The sequence below is a fragment of the Pseudocitrobacter sp. 73 genome (assembly GCF_008369545.1).
Classification (GTDB): Bacteria; Pseudomonadota; Gammaproteobacteria; order Enterobacterales; family Enterobacteriaceae; genus Pseudocitrobacter; species Pseudocitrobacter vendiensis.
The window spans coordinates 97,957-115,610 of the sequence record NZ_VTZO01000026.1; the positions used below are offsets into that span (position 1 = coordinate 97,957).

General features: G+C 51.3%; 22 protein-coding genes. 9 read left to right on the forward strand and 13 right to left on the reverse strand.

Annotated features, from left to right (window positions below; all coding sequences use genetic code 11):
• Window positions 1-18: 18 nt before the first annotated feature.
• On the forward strand, window positions 19-462 hold the full coding sequence (locus F0Q32_RS26850; protein ID WP_370516900.1) for a hypothetical protein: 444 nt from the start codon (window positions 19-21) through the stop codon (window positions 460-462).
• 27 nt (window positions 463-489) lie between these two features.
• On the forward strand, window positions 490-711 hold the full coding sequence (locus F0Q32_RS26855; protein ID WP_370516901.1) for a DapH/DapD/GlmU-related protein: 222 nt from the start codon (window positions 490-492) through the stop codon (window positions 709-711).
• An 81-nt stretch (window positions 712-792) separates the two neighbouring features.
• Here F0Q32_RS26855 and F0Q32_RS22030 read toward each other — a convergent pair whose 3' ends face one another.
• Both F0Q32_RS22030 and fhuE read right to left on the reverse strand, forming a co-directional pair.
• Window positions 793-1,956: an MFS transporter gene (locus F0Q32_RS22030; protein WP_149464734.1), complete on the reverse strand. Its 1,164-nt coding sequence runs from the start codon at window positions 1,954-1,956 to the stop codon at window positions 793-795.
• Window positions 1,957-2,062: 106 nt separating this feature from the next.
• Window positions 2,063-4,249, reverse strand: a complete 2,187-nt coding sequence (gene fhuE, locus F0Q32_RS22035) for a ferric-rhodotorulic acid/ferric-coprogen receptor FhuE (RefSeq protein WP_149464735.1) — start codon at window positions 4,247-4,249, stop codon at window positions 2,063-2,065.
• A 350-nt stretch (window positions 4,250-4,599) separates the two neighbouring features.
• On the opposite strand from fhuE, the gene F0Q32_RS22040 reads away from it, so the two are divergent.
• Entirely contained in the window at window positions 4,600-5,691 is a 1,092-nt protein-coding gene (locus tag F0Q32_RS22040) for a YncE family protein (protein WP_149464736.1), read from the forward strand.
• A gap of 48 nt (window positions 5,692-5,739) precedes the next feature.
• Here F0Q32_RS22040 and F0Q32_RS22045 read toward each other — a convergent pair whose 3' ends face one another.
• The 3 genes from F0Q32_RS22045 to F0Q32_RS22055 are packed head-to-tail and all read right to left on the reverse strand — an operon-like array spanning window position 5,740 to window position 6,639.
• Window positions 5,740-5,922 carry a DUF1869 domain-containing protein gene (locus F0Q32_RS22045; RefSeq protein ID WP_015964818.1) on the reverse strand — a complete coding sequence of 61 codons (183 nt, stop codon included), beginning with the start codon at window positions 5,920-5,922 and terminating at the stop codon, window positions 5,740-5,742.
• 5 nt (window positions 5,923-5,927) lie between these two features.
• On the reverse strand, window positions 5,928-6,281 hold the full coding sequence (locus F0Q32_RS22050) for a DUF1971 domain-containing protein (RefSeq protein WP_108475696.1): 354 nt from the start codon (window positions 6,279-6,281) through the stop codon (window positions 5,928-5,930).
• Between the two features lie 31 nt (window positions 6,282-6,312).
• A complete protein-coding gene (locus F0Q32_RS22055) occupies window positions 6,313-6,639 on the reverse strand; it encodes a DUF1971 domain-containing protein (protein WP_149464737.1) in 327 nt (108 codons plus the stop codon).
• Window positions 6,640-6,823: 184 nt separating this feature from the next.
• On the opposite strand from F0Q32_RS22055, the gene F0Q32_RS22060 reads away from it, so the two are divergent.
• Complete coding sequence (locus tag F0Q32_RS22060) at window positions 6,824-7,087, forward strand: DUF2534 family protein (protein WP_015964815.1); 264 nt, start codon at window positions 6,824-6,826, stop codon at window positions 7,085-7,087.
• 450 nt (window positions 7,088-7,537) lie between these two features.
• A complete protein-coding gene (locus tag F0Q32_RS22065) occupies window positions 7,538-9,022 on the forward strand; it encodes a GGDEF domain-containing protein (protein WP_188016902.1) in 1,485 nt (494 codons plus the stop codon).
• An 88-nt stretch (window positions 9,023-9,110) separates the two neighbouring features.
• On the opposite strand, the gene F0Q32_RS22075 is transcribed toward F0Q32_RS22065, so the two are convergent.
• Together F0Q32_RS22075 and F0Q32_RS22080 are read right to left on the reverse strand one after the other, a co-directional pair.
• Window positions 9,111-9,215: a YoaK family small membrane protein gene (locus F0Q32_RS22075; RefSeq protein ID WP_149464738.1), complete on the reverse strand. Its 105-nt coding sequence runs from the start codon at window positions 9,213-9,215 to the stop codon at window positions 9,111-9,113.
• A 44-nt stretch (window positions 9,216-9,259) separates the two neighbouring features.
• Entirely contained in the window at window positions 9,260-10,276 is a 1,017-nt protein-coding gene (locus F0Q32_RS22080) for a sensor domain-containing diguanylate cyclase (protein WP_149464739.1), read from the reverse strand.
• A 292-nt stretch (window positions 10,277-10,568) separates the two neighbouring features.
• Here F0Q32_RS22080 and F0Q32_RS22085 point away from each other — a divergent pair, with 292 nt between their 5' ends.
• On the forward strand, window positions 10,569-10,817 hold the full coding sequence (locus F0Q32_RS22085; RefSeq protein WP_041686470.1) for a DUF333 domain-containing protein: 249 nt from the start codon (window positions 10,569-10,571) through the stop codon (window positions 10,815-10,817).
• A gap of 71 nt (window positions 10,818-10,888) precedes the next feature.
• Window positions 10,889-11,194, forward strand: a complete 306-nt coding sequence (locus F0Q32_RS22090; protein WP_149464740.1) for a hypothetical protein — start codon at window positions 10,889-10,891, stop codon at window positions 11,192-11,194.
• Between the two features lie 32 nt (window positions 11,195-11,226).
• Here F0Q32_RS22090 and F0Q32_RS22095 read toward each other — a convergent pair whose 3' ends face one another.
• Window positions 11,227-11,571, reverse strand: a complete 345-nt coding sequence (locus F0Q32_RS22095; RefSeq protein WP_149464741.1) for a DUF488 domain-containing protein — start codon at window positions 11,569-11,571, stop codon at window positions 11,227-11,229.
• A 139-nt stretch (window positions 11,572-11,710) separates the two neighbouring features.
• Between F0Q32_RS22095 and F0Q32_RS22100 the strand changes: the two genes are divergently transcribed.
• Window positions 11,711-12,418 (forward strand): CTP synthase, encoded by a 708-nt coding sequence (locus tag F0Q32_RS22100; RefSeq protein WP_149464742.1) that lies wholly within the window; start codon window positions 11,711-11,713, stop codon window positions 12,416-12,418.
• 4 nt (window positions 12,419-12,422) lie between these two features.
• On the opposite strand, the gene F0Q32_RS22105 is transcribed toward F0Q32_RS22100, so the two are convergent.
• Complete coding sequence (locus tag F0Q32_RS22105) at window positions 12,423-13,604, reverse strand: CynX/NimT family MFS transporter (RefSeq protein ID WP_149464743.1); 1,182 nt, start codon at window positions 13,602-13,604, stop codon at window positions 12,423-12,425.
• Window positions 13,605-13,703: 99 nt separating this feature from the next.
• On the opposite strand from F0Q32_RS22105, the gene F0Q32_RS22110 reads away from it, so the two are divergent.
• Window positions 13,704-14,492 (forward strand): helix-turn-helix domain-containing protein, encoded by a 789-nt coding sequence (locus F0Q32_RS22110; protein WP_149464744.1) that lies wholly within the window; start codon window positions 13,704-13,706, stop codon window positions 14,490-14,492.
• Here the strand turns inward: F0Q32_RS22110 and F0Q32_RS22115 are convergent.
• The 4 genes from F0Q32_RS22115 to uspF form a co-directional block, all read right to left on the reverse strand.
• Window positions 14,476-14,922, reverse strand: coding sequence for a DUF441 domain-containing protein (locus tag F0Q32_RS22115; protein WP_015964805.1), 447 nt, complete (start codon window positions 14,920-14,922; stop codon window positions 14,476-14,478). The genes F0Q32_RS22110 and F0Q32_RS22115 overlap by 17 nt on opposite strands.
• Window positions 14,923-15,044: 122 nt before the next feature.
• On the reverse strand, window positions 15,045-15,548 hold the full coding sequence (locus F0Q32_RS22120) for a YbaK/prolyl-tRNA synthetase associated domain-containing protein (protein ID WP_188016903.1): 504 nt from the start codon (window positions 15,546-15,548) through the stop codon (window positions 15,045-15,047).
• A gap of 69 nt (window positions 15,549-15,617) precedes the next feature.
• On the reverse strand, window positions 15,618-17,117 hold the full coding sequence (gene dgcJ / locus F0Q32_RS22125) for a diguanylate cyclase DgcJ (RefSeq protein WP_149464745.1): 1,500 nt from the start codon (window positions 17,115-17,117) through the stop codon (window positions 15,618-15,620).
• Between the two features lie 102 nt (window positions 17,118-17,219).
• Window positions 17,220-17,654 carry a universal stress protein UspF gene (gene uspF / locus F0Q32_RS22130; RefSeq protein ID WP_149464746.1) on the reverse strand — a complete coding sequence of 145 codons (435 nt, stop codon included), beginning with the start codon at window positions 17,652-17,654 and terminating at the stop codon, window positions 17,220-17,222.

The window sequence follows — 17,654 nt, forward strand, 5'->3', positions numbered from 1 at the left end:
GAAAGGCTCCTTTTTTATGTGATTTCTGTACACGCTTGCGTTATCTTTATCTTTTTAAACAGTGCTATCCCTCATTTGCGACTTGATTCGCAAAAGGAGATTATTATTAAAATTTTGCAATGTATTTTGTTCATTTTTTCAAGTAAATCTCATGATCTTATGGAATTCTGGCGTATAGAAGTGGTACGCAAAGAGTCTTTCTCGTGGCATCGCCTGTTGCGAAATAAAAAGAATCGCCGAAGAAATTTTCTTTTCTGGTGGCGTTTAGCGAGTGAAATGCACCGTCATGGTTCTAAATCACAGAAAAAAGCCGCATCTGCAATTGCTTCAAAGTTAAAAGACAGGTACGCCTGTGATATTGCGCTTGATGCAAAGATAGGGGCTTGTCTGCATATTCCGCATCATATGGGGATTGTCATCACCAGTAGGGCGCACATTGGCGAACATTGCATCATTCGCTAAAACACCACGCTGGGCGGTACTGTGAGCATGCGAGAAGACGAAGTTATGACCATCGGGAATAATGTCGATTTAGGTGCGAATTCATGTCTGGTTGGGCCGATCACCATTGGTGACAATGTTGTCATTGGTGCGATGTCTTTTGTAAATAAAGATATCCCGGCAGATACTATTTATGTTAATCCCCGTGTCCGGGAAATGAGGCAGGCACCTGAATCCTTTCAACGCATGGTCATACCGAGGGTAATTTAGGGAACTTGATAATTGCTCTCGATTGAGTATTAAATAATATTATTCAAATAACGAGAACGGAACATGTATGTTGCGTTCTCATTATTCATTTTTTTTCAGCGGCGTGAATACCACGTGACGCTCGATGGGAATTAAAAATAGCATCCCTCCCGACAATCCGGAAAACACCATCAACGCAACAACTGCGCCATACTCCGCATAAATCTGCCCAAATAGTGCTGAGCCAACCACCTGACCCGCTGCCAGCATAAAGAACGCGATGCTGACCCCAGTTGCCGGAGCCTGACGGAGGACATCGGCGGCATACACCAGCAACACGCCGGAAAGTGTGACATACCCGGCGCCGCACATCGCCACGGCGGGGATCAGCCACCCGGAGTAATTTTGCGAAAAAGCCATTAGCAGCAATGGCAGCGCCATGCTCAACTGAGATAAACGATAAATCTGCGCCCAGGCCAGGTAGCGAGCCAGTAACCCGGTGAATACCGCTAAAATGCCTGCCGCACCGCTTATCAGCCATAGCAGGCTGCGAAGCCGTGCATTTACACCGAGATGATGGCCGAGTATATCCGGGCCAAAACTCCACCAGGCCGCGCTGGCCGCGCCGCTTATCAGGGCGATAATGGCTAAGCGGATCATTGCTGGCGAAAACCATTCACGCAGGGTGAGAGGGCTTCGCTGCGGTTTTGCACCTGTTCCGGCGGGGATATGCCGATAAATCAGAAACAGGCACAGTGCTGCCAGCGCGGAAAAGGTCACACACGCCATTCGCCAGCCGCCGGGCAGGGCCAGCAATATCGGAACACTGATAATAATTCCCGCGCCGGTACCCGCATTAATGACGGTATTCACCTGCGGCTGGTGGTGCGCGGAGATGCGCTGTGAAACAGCCTCTGCAAGCGCTGGAGAAGACAACCCGGCGCTGGTGCCCGCGATGAAAAGCCCGATGGCGAGCATAAGCGGGGAATGTGCCAGTGCCAGCAGAATAAGCCCGACTGCTGCTGCCAGTGCGGCAGTCAATGCCGGCATGCGTGGGCCAAAGCGGGAAACCAGCAGCGGAGTGAAGACGATCGCCAGGCAGTAAGCCAGATAGCTGCAGGCCGCGATAATGCCGGCAATTTGTGGGCTAAACGACACCTCTTTCGCCACTTCTGGCATCATCAGTCCCCATGAAAATCTCGCCATCCCGTAGGTGACAGCGATAAGCGAAAAACCGGTGATGCCCAGTGCGATTGAATTTTTCATGGTTTCAAGCCTGGAATAACATCGCGCTAAGATCCAGTTAATGCGGGGTTAATCAGTCTGAAAGCGGAGGGGGAAAACGCAGAGGACAATCCTCTGCGTGCGTCGGTCAGAATGCCCAGGAGACGTTTACCGAATAGTTACGCGGTTCACCATACACCACGTAATCACTGACCCAGGAATAGTATTCCCGGTCAAAGAGGTTTTCGATATTCGCCTGCACCGCCAGCTGTTTCGTGACCTGGTAGCGAGCAAACAGATTCGCCAGTGGATAACTGCCCTGATGGACGCGGGTGGTTACGCCATCCGGTCCACTGGCATCCTGATATGTTCGATTCTGCCAGGTGAGGCCGCCGCCCACGGTAAGGTCGCGCTGCATCGGTAACTGGTAACGGCTAAAGAGCTTAAACTGCGTCTGAGGCATATTACTGTTGAAGCGCCCAGTGGAATCGCGTGCCACGTAGCGTGTGGCGCCAAAGGTCATTTGCAGGTTATCGGTCACCGCACCGTTCAGCTCAAACTCCGCGCCCTTGCTGACGGCGCCTTTTGCCGCGTAGTAAGCCTGCTCGCTGCTACCATTGACGTGATTATCGCCATCGGCCTGGCCCACGTTGTCCTGCTCAATACGGAACACGGCAACCGTCGCTGTTACCCGACCGTCCAGCCAGGCGGATTTCAGGCCGGTTTCATAACTTTTTCCGGTGACCGGCGAGAGGTAACTGCCTTTCTGGTCACGGTAAGTCTGCGGCTGGAAGATGGAGGTATAGCTGGCATACGCCGACCAGATATCATTGATGTCATAGACCAGCCCGGCATACGGCGTGATGTTGTTTTTGCTCATATCCCCGCTGGAGCCGTGGGTGCTCCACTGTGTGTAGCGCGCGCCTACAATTAAAGAGAGCGGGTCAGCCAGCGAGAAACGCGCCGCCGTGTAAGCAGATTTTTGCCGCACGATGTCATCGGATGTTAGCGTCCAGTCGCTCCACGCGGGCTCTGCGAGGCTACCGTTCCAGTTGTTATCAAACACGCCAATATCTGCTGTATCAATATCCGCTCCGGCGCTGTAATAGCGGTTGGTCTGTCGGCTGTAGCTCATACCCGCCACCAGCTCGTGCTGACGCCCCAGCAGCGTGAAGGGCCCGGTGGTGTAGGTATCCACGGAATCGAGTTTCCGCTTGCCGCGATCGAGACTGCCATAACCCGACAGGCCTTCCCCGGTGGAGCGATCCGGGAAGCCGAAGGAGTAGAGCAGTTTCGAATCAAACGAGGCTTCCGCATGTGTGCCATTCATGCGCAGGCTCCAGCCATTATCAAACTCGTGGGTCAGGTCGGCGAAAACTTTGCGTGACTCAAGATAGTAGTGCGCCCAATCTGCTGAGGGGTTAGTGCTACGATCGTAATGGGTTTTTACGCCATTACTGTACCAGGTTGGCAGCCCGCCCCAGGTCGGATTACGGGTGGTGCTTTGCTGATAATCATATCCCAGCGAAACTGTCGTGTTGTCAGTGATGTCAGCATCCACAACGCCGTAGAAGAATTTTTTGCGTTTATGATAACGGTCAAGCCAGCTGTCCTGATCCTGATATCCGGCGATAATTCTGCCACGCACGGAGCCTGTGTCGTTCAGCGGGGCTGAGAGATCGGCAACATAGCGCTGTTTGTTCCAGCTGCCATAAGTGACACCGACGTTGCCCGTGAATTCACGGCTGTCGGCGCGTTTGCGCACCATATTGACCGAGGCCGCCGGGTTGCCTGCGCCGGTCATCAACCCGGTCGCGCCACGCACCACTTCAATTCGATCATAAATAGCGGTGTCGTCACCCGTGTCACCAAAATTCCATTCATCACTAACGGAGGTGGGAATGTCATCGAAGGTATAGTTGTTGATGTAAAAACCACGGGAAAAATAGCTGGAGCGTTCGCTGTCAAAAATATTGGCGGAGATCCCCGTGGTATTCGCCAGCACATCGCCGATGGTTTCGAGGTTTTGATCCTGCATGCGTTGTTCGGTAATGATACTTACCGACTGCGGCACATCGCGTGGTGTGAGCAGCATTTTGGTGCCAGCACGCGTCGTTTTTACACTGTAGTCGTGCTCATCCTGTATCCCGTCCGCCGCATCCGTCGCTGCACCATCAACCACCATGACATCCTGCGTATCGGTATTTTCCGCAGCGACTGCTGAGCCAGAGGCGAGGGCGAGATGAATCATCGCCGCCAGGCTTGAAAAAAGAAAGCGTGATGCCGTTGCTGAAGATCTCTGTGCGGAACGGGGAACCCTGTTAAAACAACCCATTGTACGTTCTCATATGTTGTGTTTGTTATAGAAAAATCTGCCACTGTGACCACCGCCCAAATGGGCGAATGGCAATGATAATCATTTGCCTTATCGGATTGAGAAATGATCTCATCTAAATTGTAAGTTAATGTAAATTCATTAATTATCACAGTGTTGTAAGGGTTTTTCGCCAACAGGCCTGGGGCGGGCGTTGTGCGAAGAGAAAGGTGGTTAACCGCCGCAAAGAGCGGGTGAGGCGATATGACAGTAGAGCAGGGACCGTTTGCCAAAATGGCGATAATAAGTATGATTCTCATTCTCTAATGGTTGCCGTCACGGGAACCTTTATCCATCGAATGGAGTACAGAATGAAATTAGTGCTTACGCGCCGTCACGTTACGATGGCTTTTGCGATTGCTGCTGCGCTGGGGCTTTCAGCATGTCAGTCTCCGGCGGCGAAGAAACTGCCGGTAGAATCCAAAACGCAGCCGCCTGCCGCCAGCAGTGATGTTACTCAGCGCGTATTAGCGAATGGACTCTATGAGATGAATTACGCGCCGACGGAAAAGGCGCTTTATGTCGCCAGCGCACAGGGTTTTAAAGATATTAACGGTGGCGTGTTGTATCGTCTGGACCCGGCAACCCTTGCCACTACCGGTGAAACGCATACCGATTATAAAAACTTTGGCATGGCGAGCGAGCCGGATGGAAGCATCTTCTACACCACCAACTCCCTTGATGGTGCGGTATCGAAAGTGGATGCCAAAACCGGCAAGATTCTGCAACGGGTGAAATTTAGCGAAAAAGGTCCGGATGGCGACCCGGTTGGTGCGCGTGAAATCCTGTGGCATGACGGACTGTTGTTTATCGGCGGCGTGGCAGACCCTGGTCTGATTTGGGTGGTGGATGCAAAAACCATGACCCTGAAAACCCGCATCAAAAATGCCGGGAAATGGGTGACCGGGATTATCTACTCGCCTACCACCGATCGTATTTACGCGGCCAACGGCGGCGGTGAAATTCTGGTGATTAACCCGAAAAACTACCGTATTGAAAAACGCCTGACCGCAGGGGATGGCAAAAGCTACCTGTTCCTGAACATGGCGACAGACCCACAAACGGGGCGTCTGTTCGTGACCGATGACTCGAAGGCGAAAACCACGCTGGTGTTTGATGAGCGCACCGGATGCGTGATTAAACGTCTGGAAGGCGATGCGCTGGGCATCAAGTTTGACGCGAAACGCAATGAGATCTTTATCAGCCAGCGTGAATCGAAGAAAGTGTTGCAACTGGATGCCACCACCTATGCGGTGAAGAAAAGCTGGTCATTTGACGCCCGCCCGAACAGCCTGCTGCTGACGCCGGACGGTCAAACGCTGTATGTCACCCTGAAGCAAGACTTCAATGATGACAGCACCACTAAAGGCCCGGATAGCGTGGCGCGTATTGCGCTGAAGTAATTAAAAACGGGAGCCCGTTGGCTCCCGCTTTCTCTCCCGCCGGATACGTTACCAGCCACACACTTCGTGTTCATTCTCGGTATCGTATGCACGCACGGTATTAATCAGATCTTTAACCACATCGGCAGCAACATCAGGTATCAGCAATTCCATCGGTTTATCGGTCTCATAATCTACCGAAATGCCGTTGCTGTTATTCGTGACGGTCACCGTATAGGTTGCTTTACCCATGATGTTTACTCCTTATGCGAATTGACCACTTTGCCCAGGCCTGCGCCTTCAAGTTTGACATCCGGGTCGGCAAAGAAGTCGATATTGAAATAAGTGTCGTCAGTCAGAAGCTCGATTCGGTGCCATTTTTGCGGCGGCGAAATACCGAAGGAACCGGCCTCGATGACGATATCGACGTCGGGCTCAGTGGCCTCGGCGTCAGGAAAACCAAAGTAGCGCACCGCGCCCTGCATCACCGAGAGGCGGCCATAAACATGCGCTTTGGTGTTGTGGTGAGTGAACAGCGCTTTTGGCGCGGTGTCTTTATTCCAGAACGGTGTAGAACGGGAATGAACAAAATTTTCAGGAATACGCAGCATAATTGGCTCCTTACTTAGTCGCCTTGTGAGCTTAAAGGGATCTCAAAACATCAGCTTCCACGAAAAAATCAATTTGAAAAACAGTATCCTCGGTCATCAGTTCTATCAGATGCCATTTTTCAGGTGGGAACACGCCAAAGTGACCCGCTTGGATCAGTAACTCGGCTTCAGGCTGTTCAATCGTCTCATCAGCATAGCCAAGGTATTTCACCGCCCCTTTATGCACCGACAGGCGAGGATAGACCCCCTGGCGCGTACCTTTATCGAGATGACGCTGGAAAATACCGGCGGGTGCCGTCTCTTTGTTCCAGAACGGCGTGGAACGCGTATGAACACAACTTTGCGGAATCCGTAACATGTTTCCCCCTGTTTTGTTACGGGTTATTAGAGCACGAAGTGCAGGCCGAAATTTATCAAAAAGTGCATTTTAAATGCTACTTTAAAAGGGGTAGATCACTATGGATTCACAAAAACATTCATTTATTGGCACATAAATGTTACAACTACAGTATAATATATCGCCATGAAGGGGGGCGTTGAGTATGGTGCTGGAAAAATTGCGGACAAGGAACGGCAAAAAATTTCTGCTGTGTGCCTGCACAATCTTTGTGATCGCGTTGTTTGTCGTGGGTCGGGCAACGTTTGGCGGTGTGGTACGTGAGTACAACCTGCCTTATTCAGAGTGGACAACGGGCATGTTCTTTTTGCAGGGCGCGATGGTTATGGTCTACAGCTGCATTTTCACCGTGCTGGGGTCAATTCCATTTGGTTTTATTTTCCTGGGCCCCAAAGAGAGCCACAGCTAAATTGATCAGGCGAGCACGGCTCGCCTGAATTTTCCCTGCCATCAACGATGGTGCGAGTGATGATGACCGCCATGATGATGATGATCGTGGTCGATGATGCATCCGCTGAGTGTGCTGCTCAATACAATTAATAAAGAGAGTGCGAGCAATTTTTTCATTATAAGTGTCTCCAGTAACACGCTGTCGCTGTAAATAGTCTATGCGATTCAGCCGAGACGATTGTTATAAAAGCCCATGCATTAGTAGATAAGATTACTCCGCATTCTTTACGGTTTCCTGCGTCTTTGCGCCTAATTCTCATGCGCATAAATTAGCCAGTTGTACATTAATTTGTTAATAACCGCACATTTAAGGTATGAAAAGCCTATTTTTCTGATAGGTTCTTTCTGAACAAGCTAAAAACACAAAGTGTGTTACGTTTAAAAGAATGACTTTTATGATGGTGCGCATGTGAGACGTGTTCAGGACAGTTTACGAAAGAAGCAGGCGTTGCTTGTGGCCGCAGGGATCACTGGCCTGTTAATTTTCCTGTATCTCTTTTTTATGTATCAACGTGCCATTACTCAGGTCAATGACGGCATTAATGCGCTGGAAAGCAATATGCTGGCCATCTTTAATGATAATGAATTAATTGCCGATGCCGCGGGTGTGCGTTATCAACAGCTAAAAAGTAATAACCAGTGCGGTAATTTGAGCGATTTTCGTCCGCGTAATCATAACGAATGGGGCATTAATGCTGACAGGTCGGTTCTCAATCCGGGCTACGGCACGCTCATCTCCAGAACGCAAAGTGAAGAAGCGCGCTGTATGTTTGCCGCAGGGGAGTTTGTGCGTGCCAGAATGAATACGTTGAATCCTGGGCATTACGATACTCATCGTTATATAGTGGCGCATGACGCGCACTGGTTTTATTGGTTTACCAGTAAAGATTCCGTTCGTTTCTCCTTTGATTCGTCACAAATGGCGCGCAATCCTGCCGCCTTTTTCCAGATTCCTGAATCGTTTTATGATCGTTTATTACTTAAAGATTCTCGTAAAAAAGCGCGGAGTTCGACTAATTTTTATACGGATAAAATAACCGGTGAAAAAGCCTATAGTCTGGTGAGTTATATCTACGATCTTTCTGCCGGACAGGTGAGTAATCATATCGTCGGTTATTTATTATACGACTTTTCAAAGCCCGAGTTACAGCGTGCCTTGCGCGAGTCGTTCAAAAATAACATCCCTTCTGAGCTGATGCTGAAATTTGTTAACCGTCAGGATGGTAGCCATCTTTGCTTAACGGATAACTGTAACTGGCCGACGGTTTATCAGGTTTACGATCTCTCCGAACGTTACGAGTTCCGTTATGCGCTGCCGCTTTATTTATACATCTTAAATGACCCAATGGCCTCAACTGCCGTTCTGCTGGCACCGTTGCTCTTTTTGTTACTTTTCTTTGTTATTCGCCGCAGGCTAAATAAAGGGGATAATCGCTTCTATTCTGATGCACTCACCGGCAGTTATACGCGCAATATTCTGGAACTGATTCAGAAGCATGAATTACGTTACACCACTGTTCTTCTGTTTGATTGCAATAAATTTAAAGCGATCAATGATGCCTGGGGGCATAGCGTGGGAGACCGCGCGCTGAAGATTATCGCGCAATGTATGCTGGATAACGTCCGCGCTATCCACGATCTGGTGATCCGTACTGGTGGCGACGAGTTTGTCATTCTACTGGCCAGCGCCAGTAAGGAAGATGCACGTTTTATTGCTGAACGGATTGCGACGCAGGTCGCGCAGTATACCTTCACGGTAGAGGGTGAAGCGGTGCCATTATCCGTATCATGGGGAATGTCTTCAGGAGCGGATAATCTGGATAGCGCAATTCAGCAGGCAGATGCGGATATGTATCGGATGAAAAGAAGTACGCATCAGGAATCAGGCCGGTAAACCGGCCCTTGTGCGGTTTACCACCAGCCTAATTGTGTCCCGGCGACGGCAACAACCGCCACAATCAACATAATAATGGTTGTTTTTCTCATTTTGCACCTTCCGGCAGCGCATAGCCGCCAATGAAGAACCAGCCCAGAAAAATGACCGCCACAATAAAGATGACGATGGGGAAAGCGATACCTAGCCTCATTATTTTATCCTGATGTTACTTATTCATGTTGTGTAGGGTGAATCTTAAACGATGTGCCATGGAGATTGTATCTGACGGCGCATTTGTTTATCCAGATACATTGCACTGTCGGCGCTACGCAGGGCACTTTCAATGTCCGTTGTAGTGGGATCAATATCAATCAAGCCGATGCTGGTTCCGGGATAATGGAGGATTGTTTCCGCTAACAAATAATCACCACTTAGCTGCTCACGCAATGAATGGATAAACTGCGTTTGTTTGTTATATGGAGCACAGAGTATCGCAACCAGAAATTCATCGCCTCCCAGACGCCCGACGAGACAGTCTTCCGTTTTGAAGGCTAACAACCGTTGCCCAACTTGCCGTAAAAACAGATCGCCACAATGATGGCCGTAGTGGTCATTAATGGCCTTAAAGTCATCAAGGTCGATATAGGCAAGCGTAATATGGCAACCCATTTTTTGGGCATGGGAGAACATCGTCTCCAGGTTTTCAAATATCGCCCGGCGATTAGGCAATCCTGTCAAAGCATCCGTGTAGGAATGGTATATCAGCGCCGCATTTGCCGCGCGCAACTGATTTACCAGCGACTCTTTCTCAATGTAACGTGCAATAATACTGGCAAACAACTGCAGCACCTGCTCACCGTTTAGGCTAAACGGCATGGTCCGCTTACTGGAAGCCCACAGCGTTCCATACAGCGACCCGTCGGCCAGATGCACCGGGGTACTGAGAAACGTAGTGATACCAAGTTCGCGCGCACGCTCGCAATCAGCCCAGTGAACGTTAACGTCATTACAGAAGAAAAAATTCTCATCCATTGCCCGTTTGCACAACGACTCTTCCCAGGGAACGGAAGCGTTTTCTGGAATGGTCATTTCACCACTGTTGCGTGCATAAACAATATGTTGTAGCTCGGCTTTCGTATCGATTTTAGTCAGATACGTTGACTCCATATTGGTGACCAGCTCTAGCATTTCAAGCAACTGGCGAACCATGCACTCCAGTGATTGTTCCGTAGCAAGGGTGTGCGATATCCGGGCAAGAATGTTGTCAGACATGAAAAAAGCTCCCGTACAGCAAAAAAATCGGCCGTACGTTGGTAAGAATTTTCTGGCTAAGTATTACGAATACTGCCTGGATATATCAAATTTTATACATTATGGCGCGGGATTTTAAGGCTTAGAAGACAAAAAAAGCCCCATCGGGGGAGATGGGGCAAAAACTCATTGATTATGGAATGATCTGTTCTCTGGTCAGTTCGAGAACGAGGTGTACTTTATTGGGCAAAAGTGCAGTTAAAATGGAGAAATCATGGAGTTTAAAGTGAAACCTCATCTAAAAGGAAAAAGCATGTCGAAACAGTATCTGATTGGTGCCGCATTACTTCTTGCTGGGTGCGCACAACAACAACCCGATGCGCCACCGCCGCCAAAACAGGTGGGCATGGCTAATCCGGCATCGGTGTACTGCGTGGAAAAGGGCGGCAAACTGATAGCGCAGAAGAGCGCGCAGGGGGAGAGCAATCTCTGCCAGCTACCGGGCGGCGAGCGTGTGGATGAATGGACACTCTGGCGGCGAGATCATCCGCAGAAACAGTGACAATATCGCGGCTCTTGAGTAAACTCCGCTTAGGATAATTCTTAATCAAAGAACGCGAGTAGAAAGAGAGCATGTTTTTGCATAAACCGGGCAGCACCGCCCTGATCATTGCCGCGCGCACCACTGCCGGCCGCGCGAATATTGGTAAAGCCGTTGAGCTATTTGCGCTTTGCGCGCCGGGAGAAGGTATTTTAAATCCGGTGAATGGCGTGATGACGCAAGTCCCTGCGCAATCGCCGCGCGCGTTATGGCTGGTTACCGGTGATGTGCGAGCAGCGGATGGGCAACACGGGTTTGCGTTTGTGCGCAGCGAGTATCTTTTGCCACTCACGCCGGATATGTTGCCTGAAGAAGAAAAAACGCTCAGTTTTGCGTAATGCTACGCCGTGAGGCGTAGCATTAAAGAGTCTTACAGTTTGCTCAACCAGTCAGCTAACACCCGTGCATGGTTTTGGGTGGTGTTGGTTGCGGCATAAAGTAGCGTAAGGCCCTGCGTATTGGCGATGCCTTGCAGGCGAACGCCTTCCTCGCGATGCTGGTTCAGTTCATCGCGGTAGTGCTGGCAGAAGGTCGCAAAATCGATCACCTCGCCGTGATACGCCTTACGCAGTTCGGCAGACGGCGTGAGATCTTTACACCAGTCATCGTAGACTAAATTCTCCTTTTTGATGCCGCGCGGCCACAGCCGGTCGACGAGCACGCGATAACCATCCTCGGGTGTTGCTGCGTCATAAACGCGTTTACACTGGATCATCTCCTGCCTCCTTTACGCTCATCCAGATGATAGACTTTCCACAATAACACCGCCTTTCGGGTATTGCTATTCAACGGCGACTCCACCAGGATGACACGCATAATCTTGTTTTAAAAATTGTTACGCATAAGGACCTTTCATGGAAAACCCAGCTGTCAAAAATCCCCTTCGCATTGCTCTGGTTGGCGACTACAACCCAGACGTGACAGCTCATCAGGCGATTCCGCTGGCGATTGATGACGCGGCGGCGGTTCTGGAGATTCCGGTGGACTATCATTGGCTTGCGACTTCAGATATCCACTCTACCGATGATTTAGCGGAGTTTGACGCCATCTGGGTGGTACCGGCCAGCCCGTATAAGAACAGTGACGGCGCGTTTTTGGCAATTCGCCACGCGCGCGAAAACAGCCTGCCATTCCTGGGCACCTGCGGCGGTTTCCAGCACGCGGTGATTGAATACGCGCGTAACGTCATGGGCTGGGACGATGCGGCTCACGCTGAAACCGACAGCGAAGGCCGTATGGTGATTGCGCCACTGAGCTGTTCGCTGGTGGAAAAAACGGACACTATCGAACTGCGCACAAATACGCTGATTGCGCGCGCGTACGGGCGTGATGACATTACAGAGGGATACCACTGTAATTACGGTATCTCTACGGAATTTGCGGCGGCGTTACAGGACCAACCGCTGCGAGTGACCGGCTGGGATGAAGAAGGGGAGATTCGCGCCGTTGAACTGGTGACGCATCCGTTCTTTGTGGCAACGCTTTTCCAGCATGAGCGCAATGCGCTGGAAGGGCGTCCTGCACCGCTGGTACAGGCTTTCCTGTACGCAGCGGCAAATTAAACGCTTAGTGTATTTCCCGGTCGCGTCCGGCGAGGGCGCCAAACAGCGACATCACCAGTGAAATGACCGCCACGGCGTAGAGCGGGATATGCCAGTCACCGCTGGCGTCGTGGATTTTCCCCATCAGCGGCGGCCCACAGGCGGCCAGCAAGTAACCCACAGATTGCGCCATGCCCGAAAGCGCGGCGGCCTGATGTGCCGAGCTGGCGCGCAGGCCGATAAAGGTCAGGCCGAGGATCATCGTCGCCCCGGAGCCGAAGCCGAATATTATCGTCCAGACAACGGCCTGCGCCGGGAAAAGCCAGTAGCCCGCTGCACTGATGGCACACATTAATGCGACGAGGATGGCGATCCCGCGCTGATCTCTGAGCCGATGGAGGATCAGCGGAATCACAAACCCCGGTGCGGCGGTCGCCAGCTGCAACAGCCCATGCAGCGACCCGGCCTGCGCTTCACTGTAGCCCTGCCCAATCAAAATGGCGGGGAGCCAGCCTATCACAACGTAATAAACCAGCGAGTTGATCCCTAAAAACAGTGTCACCTGCCAGGCCAGCGATGACCGCCAGATCCCCCGACTTTTCAACGTGCGTGAGGTGGTCAGCGTGGCGGTCTTTGCCGCGCGCCATTGCGGTAACCACAGCAGGAACGCCAGCAGTGGAAAGGCCATCAGCCCCAGCAATGCGCCACGCCAGCCGAAACCGCTCAGGGCCAGCGGCACGACCATGGCGGAGCCCAGCGCGGCGGCGGCACCCATGGTGACAGAATACGCGCCGGTCATGCGGGCGACGTTGCCTGCAAAATCGCGTTTGATTAACCCTGGCAGCAGGACGTTACCCAGCGCAATTCCGCAGCCGATGATCGCCGTACCGATGAACAGCAGGCTGACTGCCGGTAACGAGCGCACCGCAATCCCGATGCAAATCAACAGCAGGGCGACAAACAGACTGCGTTCAATGCCGAGGCGTTGTGCGATCCCCGCAGCCAGTGGGGAGACCAGCCCAAAAGCCAGCAGGGGGAGGGTCGTCAGCAAACCGGTTTGGGCCGTGGTTAAGCCATATTCCGCGCGAATAGCGTCAAGCAGTGGCGCGGCCCCGGTAAAGGTGACGCGTAGCGTCGAGGCGATCAGTAAGATGCCCGCAATCAAAAGCCAGGTGCGGCGGGCGGCAGAAGGTGAAACAGTACGCATAGCATTCTCAGTAAAACGATGGGAACAAGACGATACCCTGTTTAGTCCAGGATGAAATCAAGCTAAAATGACAAATTATCGCTAAATTCGGACAAAATTATGTTGGGTCTCGGTCTTGATGGTTATCACCCCGACGGTCATCACGATGCGGCAGTGGCGTTCAGTGTTCAGGTCGCACCCGATGAGCAGTACATTCCGCAGCATCAGCATCGTAAAGGGCAGTTGATTCTGGCGTTACATGGCGCGATCACCTGTGAGGTGGAAAATGCGCGCTGGATGGTACCGCCCCAGTTTGCGGTGTGGATCCCCGGCGGGATGCCGCACAGCAATCGTGCAACGCCGCAGGCGCAGCTCTGTTTTCTGTTTATCGAGCCCGGCGCGGCATTGATGCCCGATCACTGCTGTTCTTTGAAAATTTCACCGCTGGTGCGCGAATTGATTCTGGCGCTCGCGCAACGGCCTGGCAACGCGCGCGAGACGCAGCAAAAACAGCGCCTGACGCAGGTCCTGTTCGATGAGCTTCCGCAGCAGGCCGAACAGCAGCTACAGCTACCGGTATCGCCGCATCCGAAGATTCGCCTGATGGTCGAGACCATGGAGGCGGAGCCCGCGCAGTGGCAGACGCTCAGCCAGTGGGCCAGCCGATTTGCCATGAGTGAGCGTAACCTGGCGCGGCTGGTGGTCAAAGAGACCGGGCTCAATTTTCGCCGCTGGCGGCATCAGTTGCAGTTGATTCTGGCGTTGCAAATGCTGGTGCGCGGGCTGGCGGTGCAGCAGGTGGCGCTGGCGCTGGGATATGACTCTACCACCGCGTTTATCACCATGTTCCGTAAAGGGCTCGGTCAGACGCCGGGACGCTATCTGGCGAGCCTCACGACTTCCCAATAAGAATGGAAACCAGCCCGGCGGCAATTAGCGGGCCCACCGGAACACCGCGAAACAGCGCCACGCCCAGTACGGTGCCAATCAGCAACCCGGCCACCAGTTGTGGTTGGCTGCCCATCAGCACGACGCCGCGTCCGCCAAGCCACGAAACAAACACGCCAACCGCTATTGCCACCAGTGATTTCCAGTTAACGAATGAATGTAACAACGTGGAAGGCGGCAGGGTCCCGCTGGCAATGGGCGCCATGACGCCGATGGTCAGGATAATAATCCCGATGGTCAGCCCCTGTTTCTCAATCCAGGGGAAAAAGGTATTTAGCGGCGTGACACGAACAATAATCAGTACCAGGATGGAGACGGCTACGGTGGTGTTATGACTGACGAAGCTGAGCGCCGCCAGACCAAGGAGGATCAGCAGGGTGGTATCGAACATGAAAGGAAATCCTTGCCAAAAAAAGTAAGCCTGCTTACTTTACGCGCAACCGCGTGAATAAGCAGGCTTTTTGTTCTTCGTATTGATATTTGTGGCATTTGCACTATGCCTATTATTTATTCTTATAGCTCGCGACGAAACGCCACCAGTTCTGGCTGTGCAATGCGTAAATAGTCTTCGGTATTGAGAATAACGGATTTTTCCAGACGGCCGGCATTAAACGCAATTTCATCAAACCGCGTGAACAATAATGGGTCTGCAATCAGACGCAGCGAGGGATGAAACGAGAATGGCGGGATGGCACCAAAAACGCAGGCGGTGAGTTGCTCCACCTCGGCTGGGCTGGCGAGGGAGGCTTTTAACCCGCCCACGTGCTCAGCAATACGCGATAAATCAGCCTGTTGATCGGCGGCGAGTACCGCCAGAATATGTTGCTTAATACCGTTGCCTTTTACTTTGCACACCAGCGCTTTGGCTCCCTGGCCCAGCGCCGTGCCACGCATTTCAGAAACGGCTTCGCATTTACCCACCGCTTCATGGGTCATGACGCGGTAGCGTGCGCGGTTTTCCGCTAACAAATCTAACAGATGCTGGTGAACATCCTGGGGCGCGGTGATTTCAGACATATCTTCTCCTTGCGACGAAAAACAGCCTTCAGGGTAGACCTTTTCGCGGCTAACTCAAGTGCTAAACCTTTAGCGAGAACGCTTCCCTTTTTTGTGCAGATACAACGCGCCATCGGCTTTCGCAAAAGCGCTGTCCAGTGATTCACCGGCTTGCATTTGATAACCGCCCCAGGAGAATTTCACCGGGAAGCCGGTATCCATCGCCGCCAGATTGTTTTCAATACGTTTCACCACCTGTTGTGCCGCGACCAGGGTATTATCAATGAGGATAATATTAAATTCGTCACCGCCGAGGCGAATGCCGTAATCGCTCTTACGAATCGACTGATCGATGGCTTTTCCCAGCGCCTGAATCATACGGTCACCCGCCTGATGGCCAAGGGTATCGTTAATGCGTTTCAGACCGTCGCAGTCCAGAGCAATGACGCTCACGGCAATGCCTTTAACAAGCAGTTCATCGATTTTTGCCTGCAGGGTAGGTGAGAGCAGTTTTCTGTTGTACAGGCCGGTCATTACATCCGTGATGTTCTCTCGCGAGAGACGCGCATTGCGTGTCAGATGGTAATTGGCGTAAGCGCAGAGCAAATAGGTCGTCAGGAGATAACTGAAGATCAGCCACGTATTCGAAATGATAAAATAGAGGATATCCAGGCTGATGTGCAGAGAGTAGTATTGGGTGATCGCTTCTTTATGATGAATGAGCGTACGCACCCGCCAGGCAGGGTTGTGGAAATTGATTTTTTTCCCGGTGGCGTTGTCTTCGATGTGCATCGACAGAAACTTCCAGATAACCGGTCTGTCGGCGGTATAGAAAGACGTTGCCAGGTCGCTGATATTTATATCGGTGATGATAATGCCTTTAAACGTGCTGTCTTTAAACACCGGCGTTAGCAGGCTAATAATATTATGGTGGGTGTAACCATCCCGGTAAACATGAGAGATAATGTTTTCTCCCATCGCCAGATCTTTCAGGCTGCTGTCATCTATGCTGATAGTTTGCGCACTTTTTTTAATATCGATTGAATTATGGTGAACAACCAGCCAGTTATTAAAGGTGTACTTATTGCTATCGACCAGTTTATTGATATAGATATAAGAATTAGCCACGTCGATGTAATAGCGAATGTTATCAAACGCGTAACCGGAATAGTTAGAAAACGTATACTTTGATGTTTTTCGCGCGGGAAGTGAATTGATTAGCGGAAGATAAGCGATATCACTGATCCACTGCTCACAGGAGGCGTTGGTGGTTTGTAACGTGCCCGGTAGCGCCTGAAAATCATGGCTGGCAAGGTTAAACCCATTCACTCCGTTAAGATGCTCCAGTTGCTGACAGGCACCGGTATCGTGCTTCTTTATGTTGGCATCCGCTGAAAAAGCGCGAGATAACTGAAAGGCCAGATTCTGATTAATATACTCCTCGTGAAAAAGTGCGGAACGCCCATTCTCGGAGATATAATTCATGTAGTTATTGAGGTTGCTGTATTCTTTATACAAAAGTCCGAGGAATACGCAGGTCGATAAGATGACTATCACAAACGTTGTTTTTTTGCTGCTGAAATGTGACACGTTTATATCCTGAACTTCACTGGCGACGCTGAATTATAGCATGCCTTTTTTCAGGGTAGGGCACTAAGCGGAAATAACCTTTTCCGCTTAGTGTAAAGATAATTATCGGATAACCAGAACAGAACACTCCGCGTGTCTGACCACCGCCGCAGCGGTTGAGCCCAGGAGATAAGTGGTAAAATCAGGACGATGCGAGCTAATAATAACCAAATCCGCAGGAATGGTTTTCGCCAGTTCGAGGATTTTGTCCTTTGGCGCGCCTTCCGCGAAGTGCTTGTAAACCCGATCTTCAGGTAATGAAAACTGCTTCACAATCTCATCGAGCTTTTTCATGGCATCGGTTTCGAGATCGTCCATCACCGGCAGGTCGGCCACATAGCGTGCGCCAAGGGTGGCATAGTATGGATACAAAGGGAGTACGGTCAGGAAATGGACTTCCGCATCATCCAGACTCGCTTGCGCTTCTACCTGCGCAATCACGCGCTGGGTGAGTTCAGTTTCTGAAATATCAATCGGTACAAGAATCTTCTTGGTCAT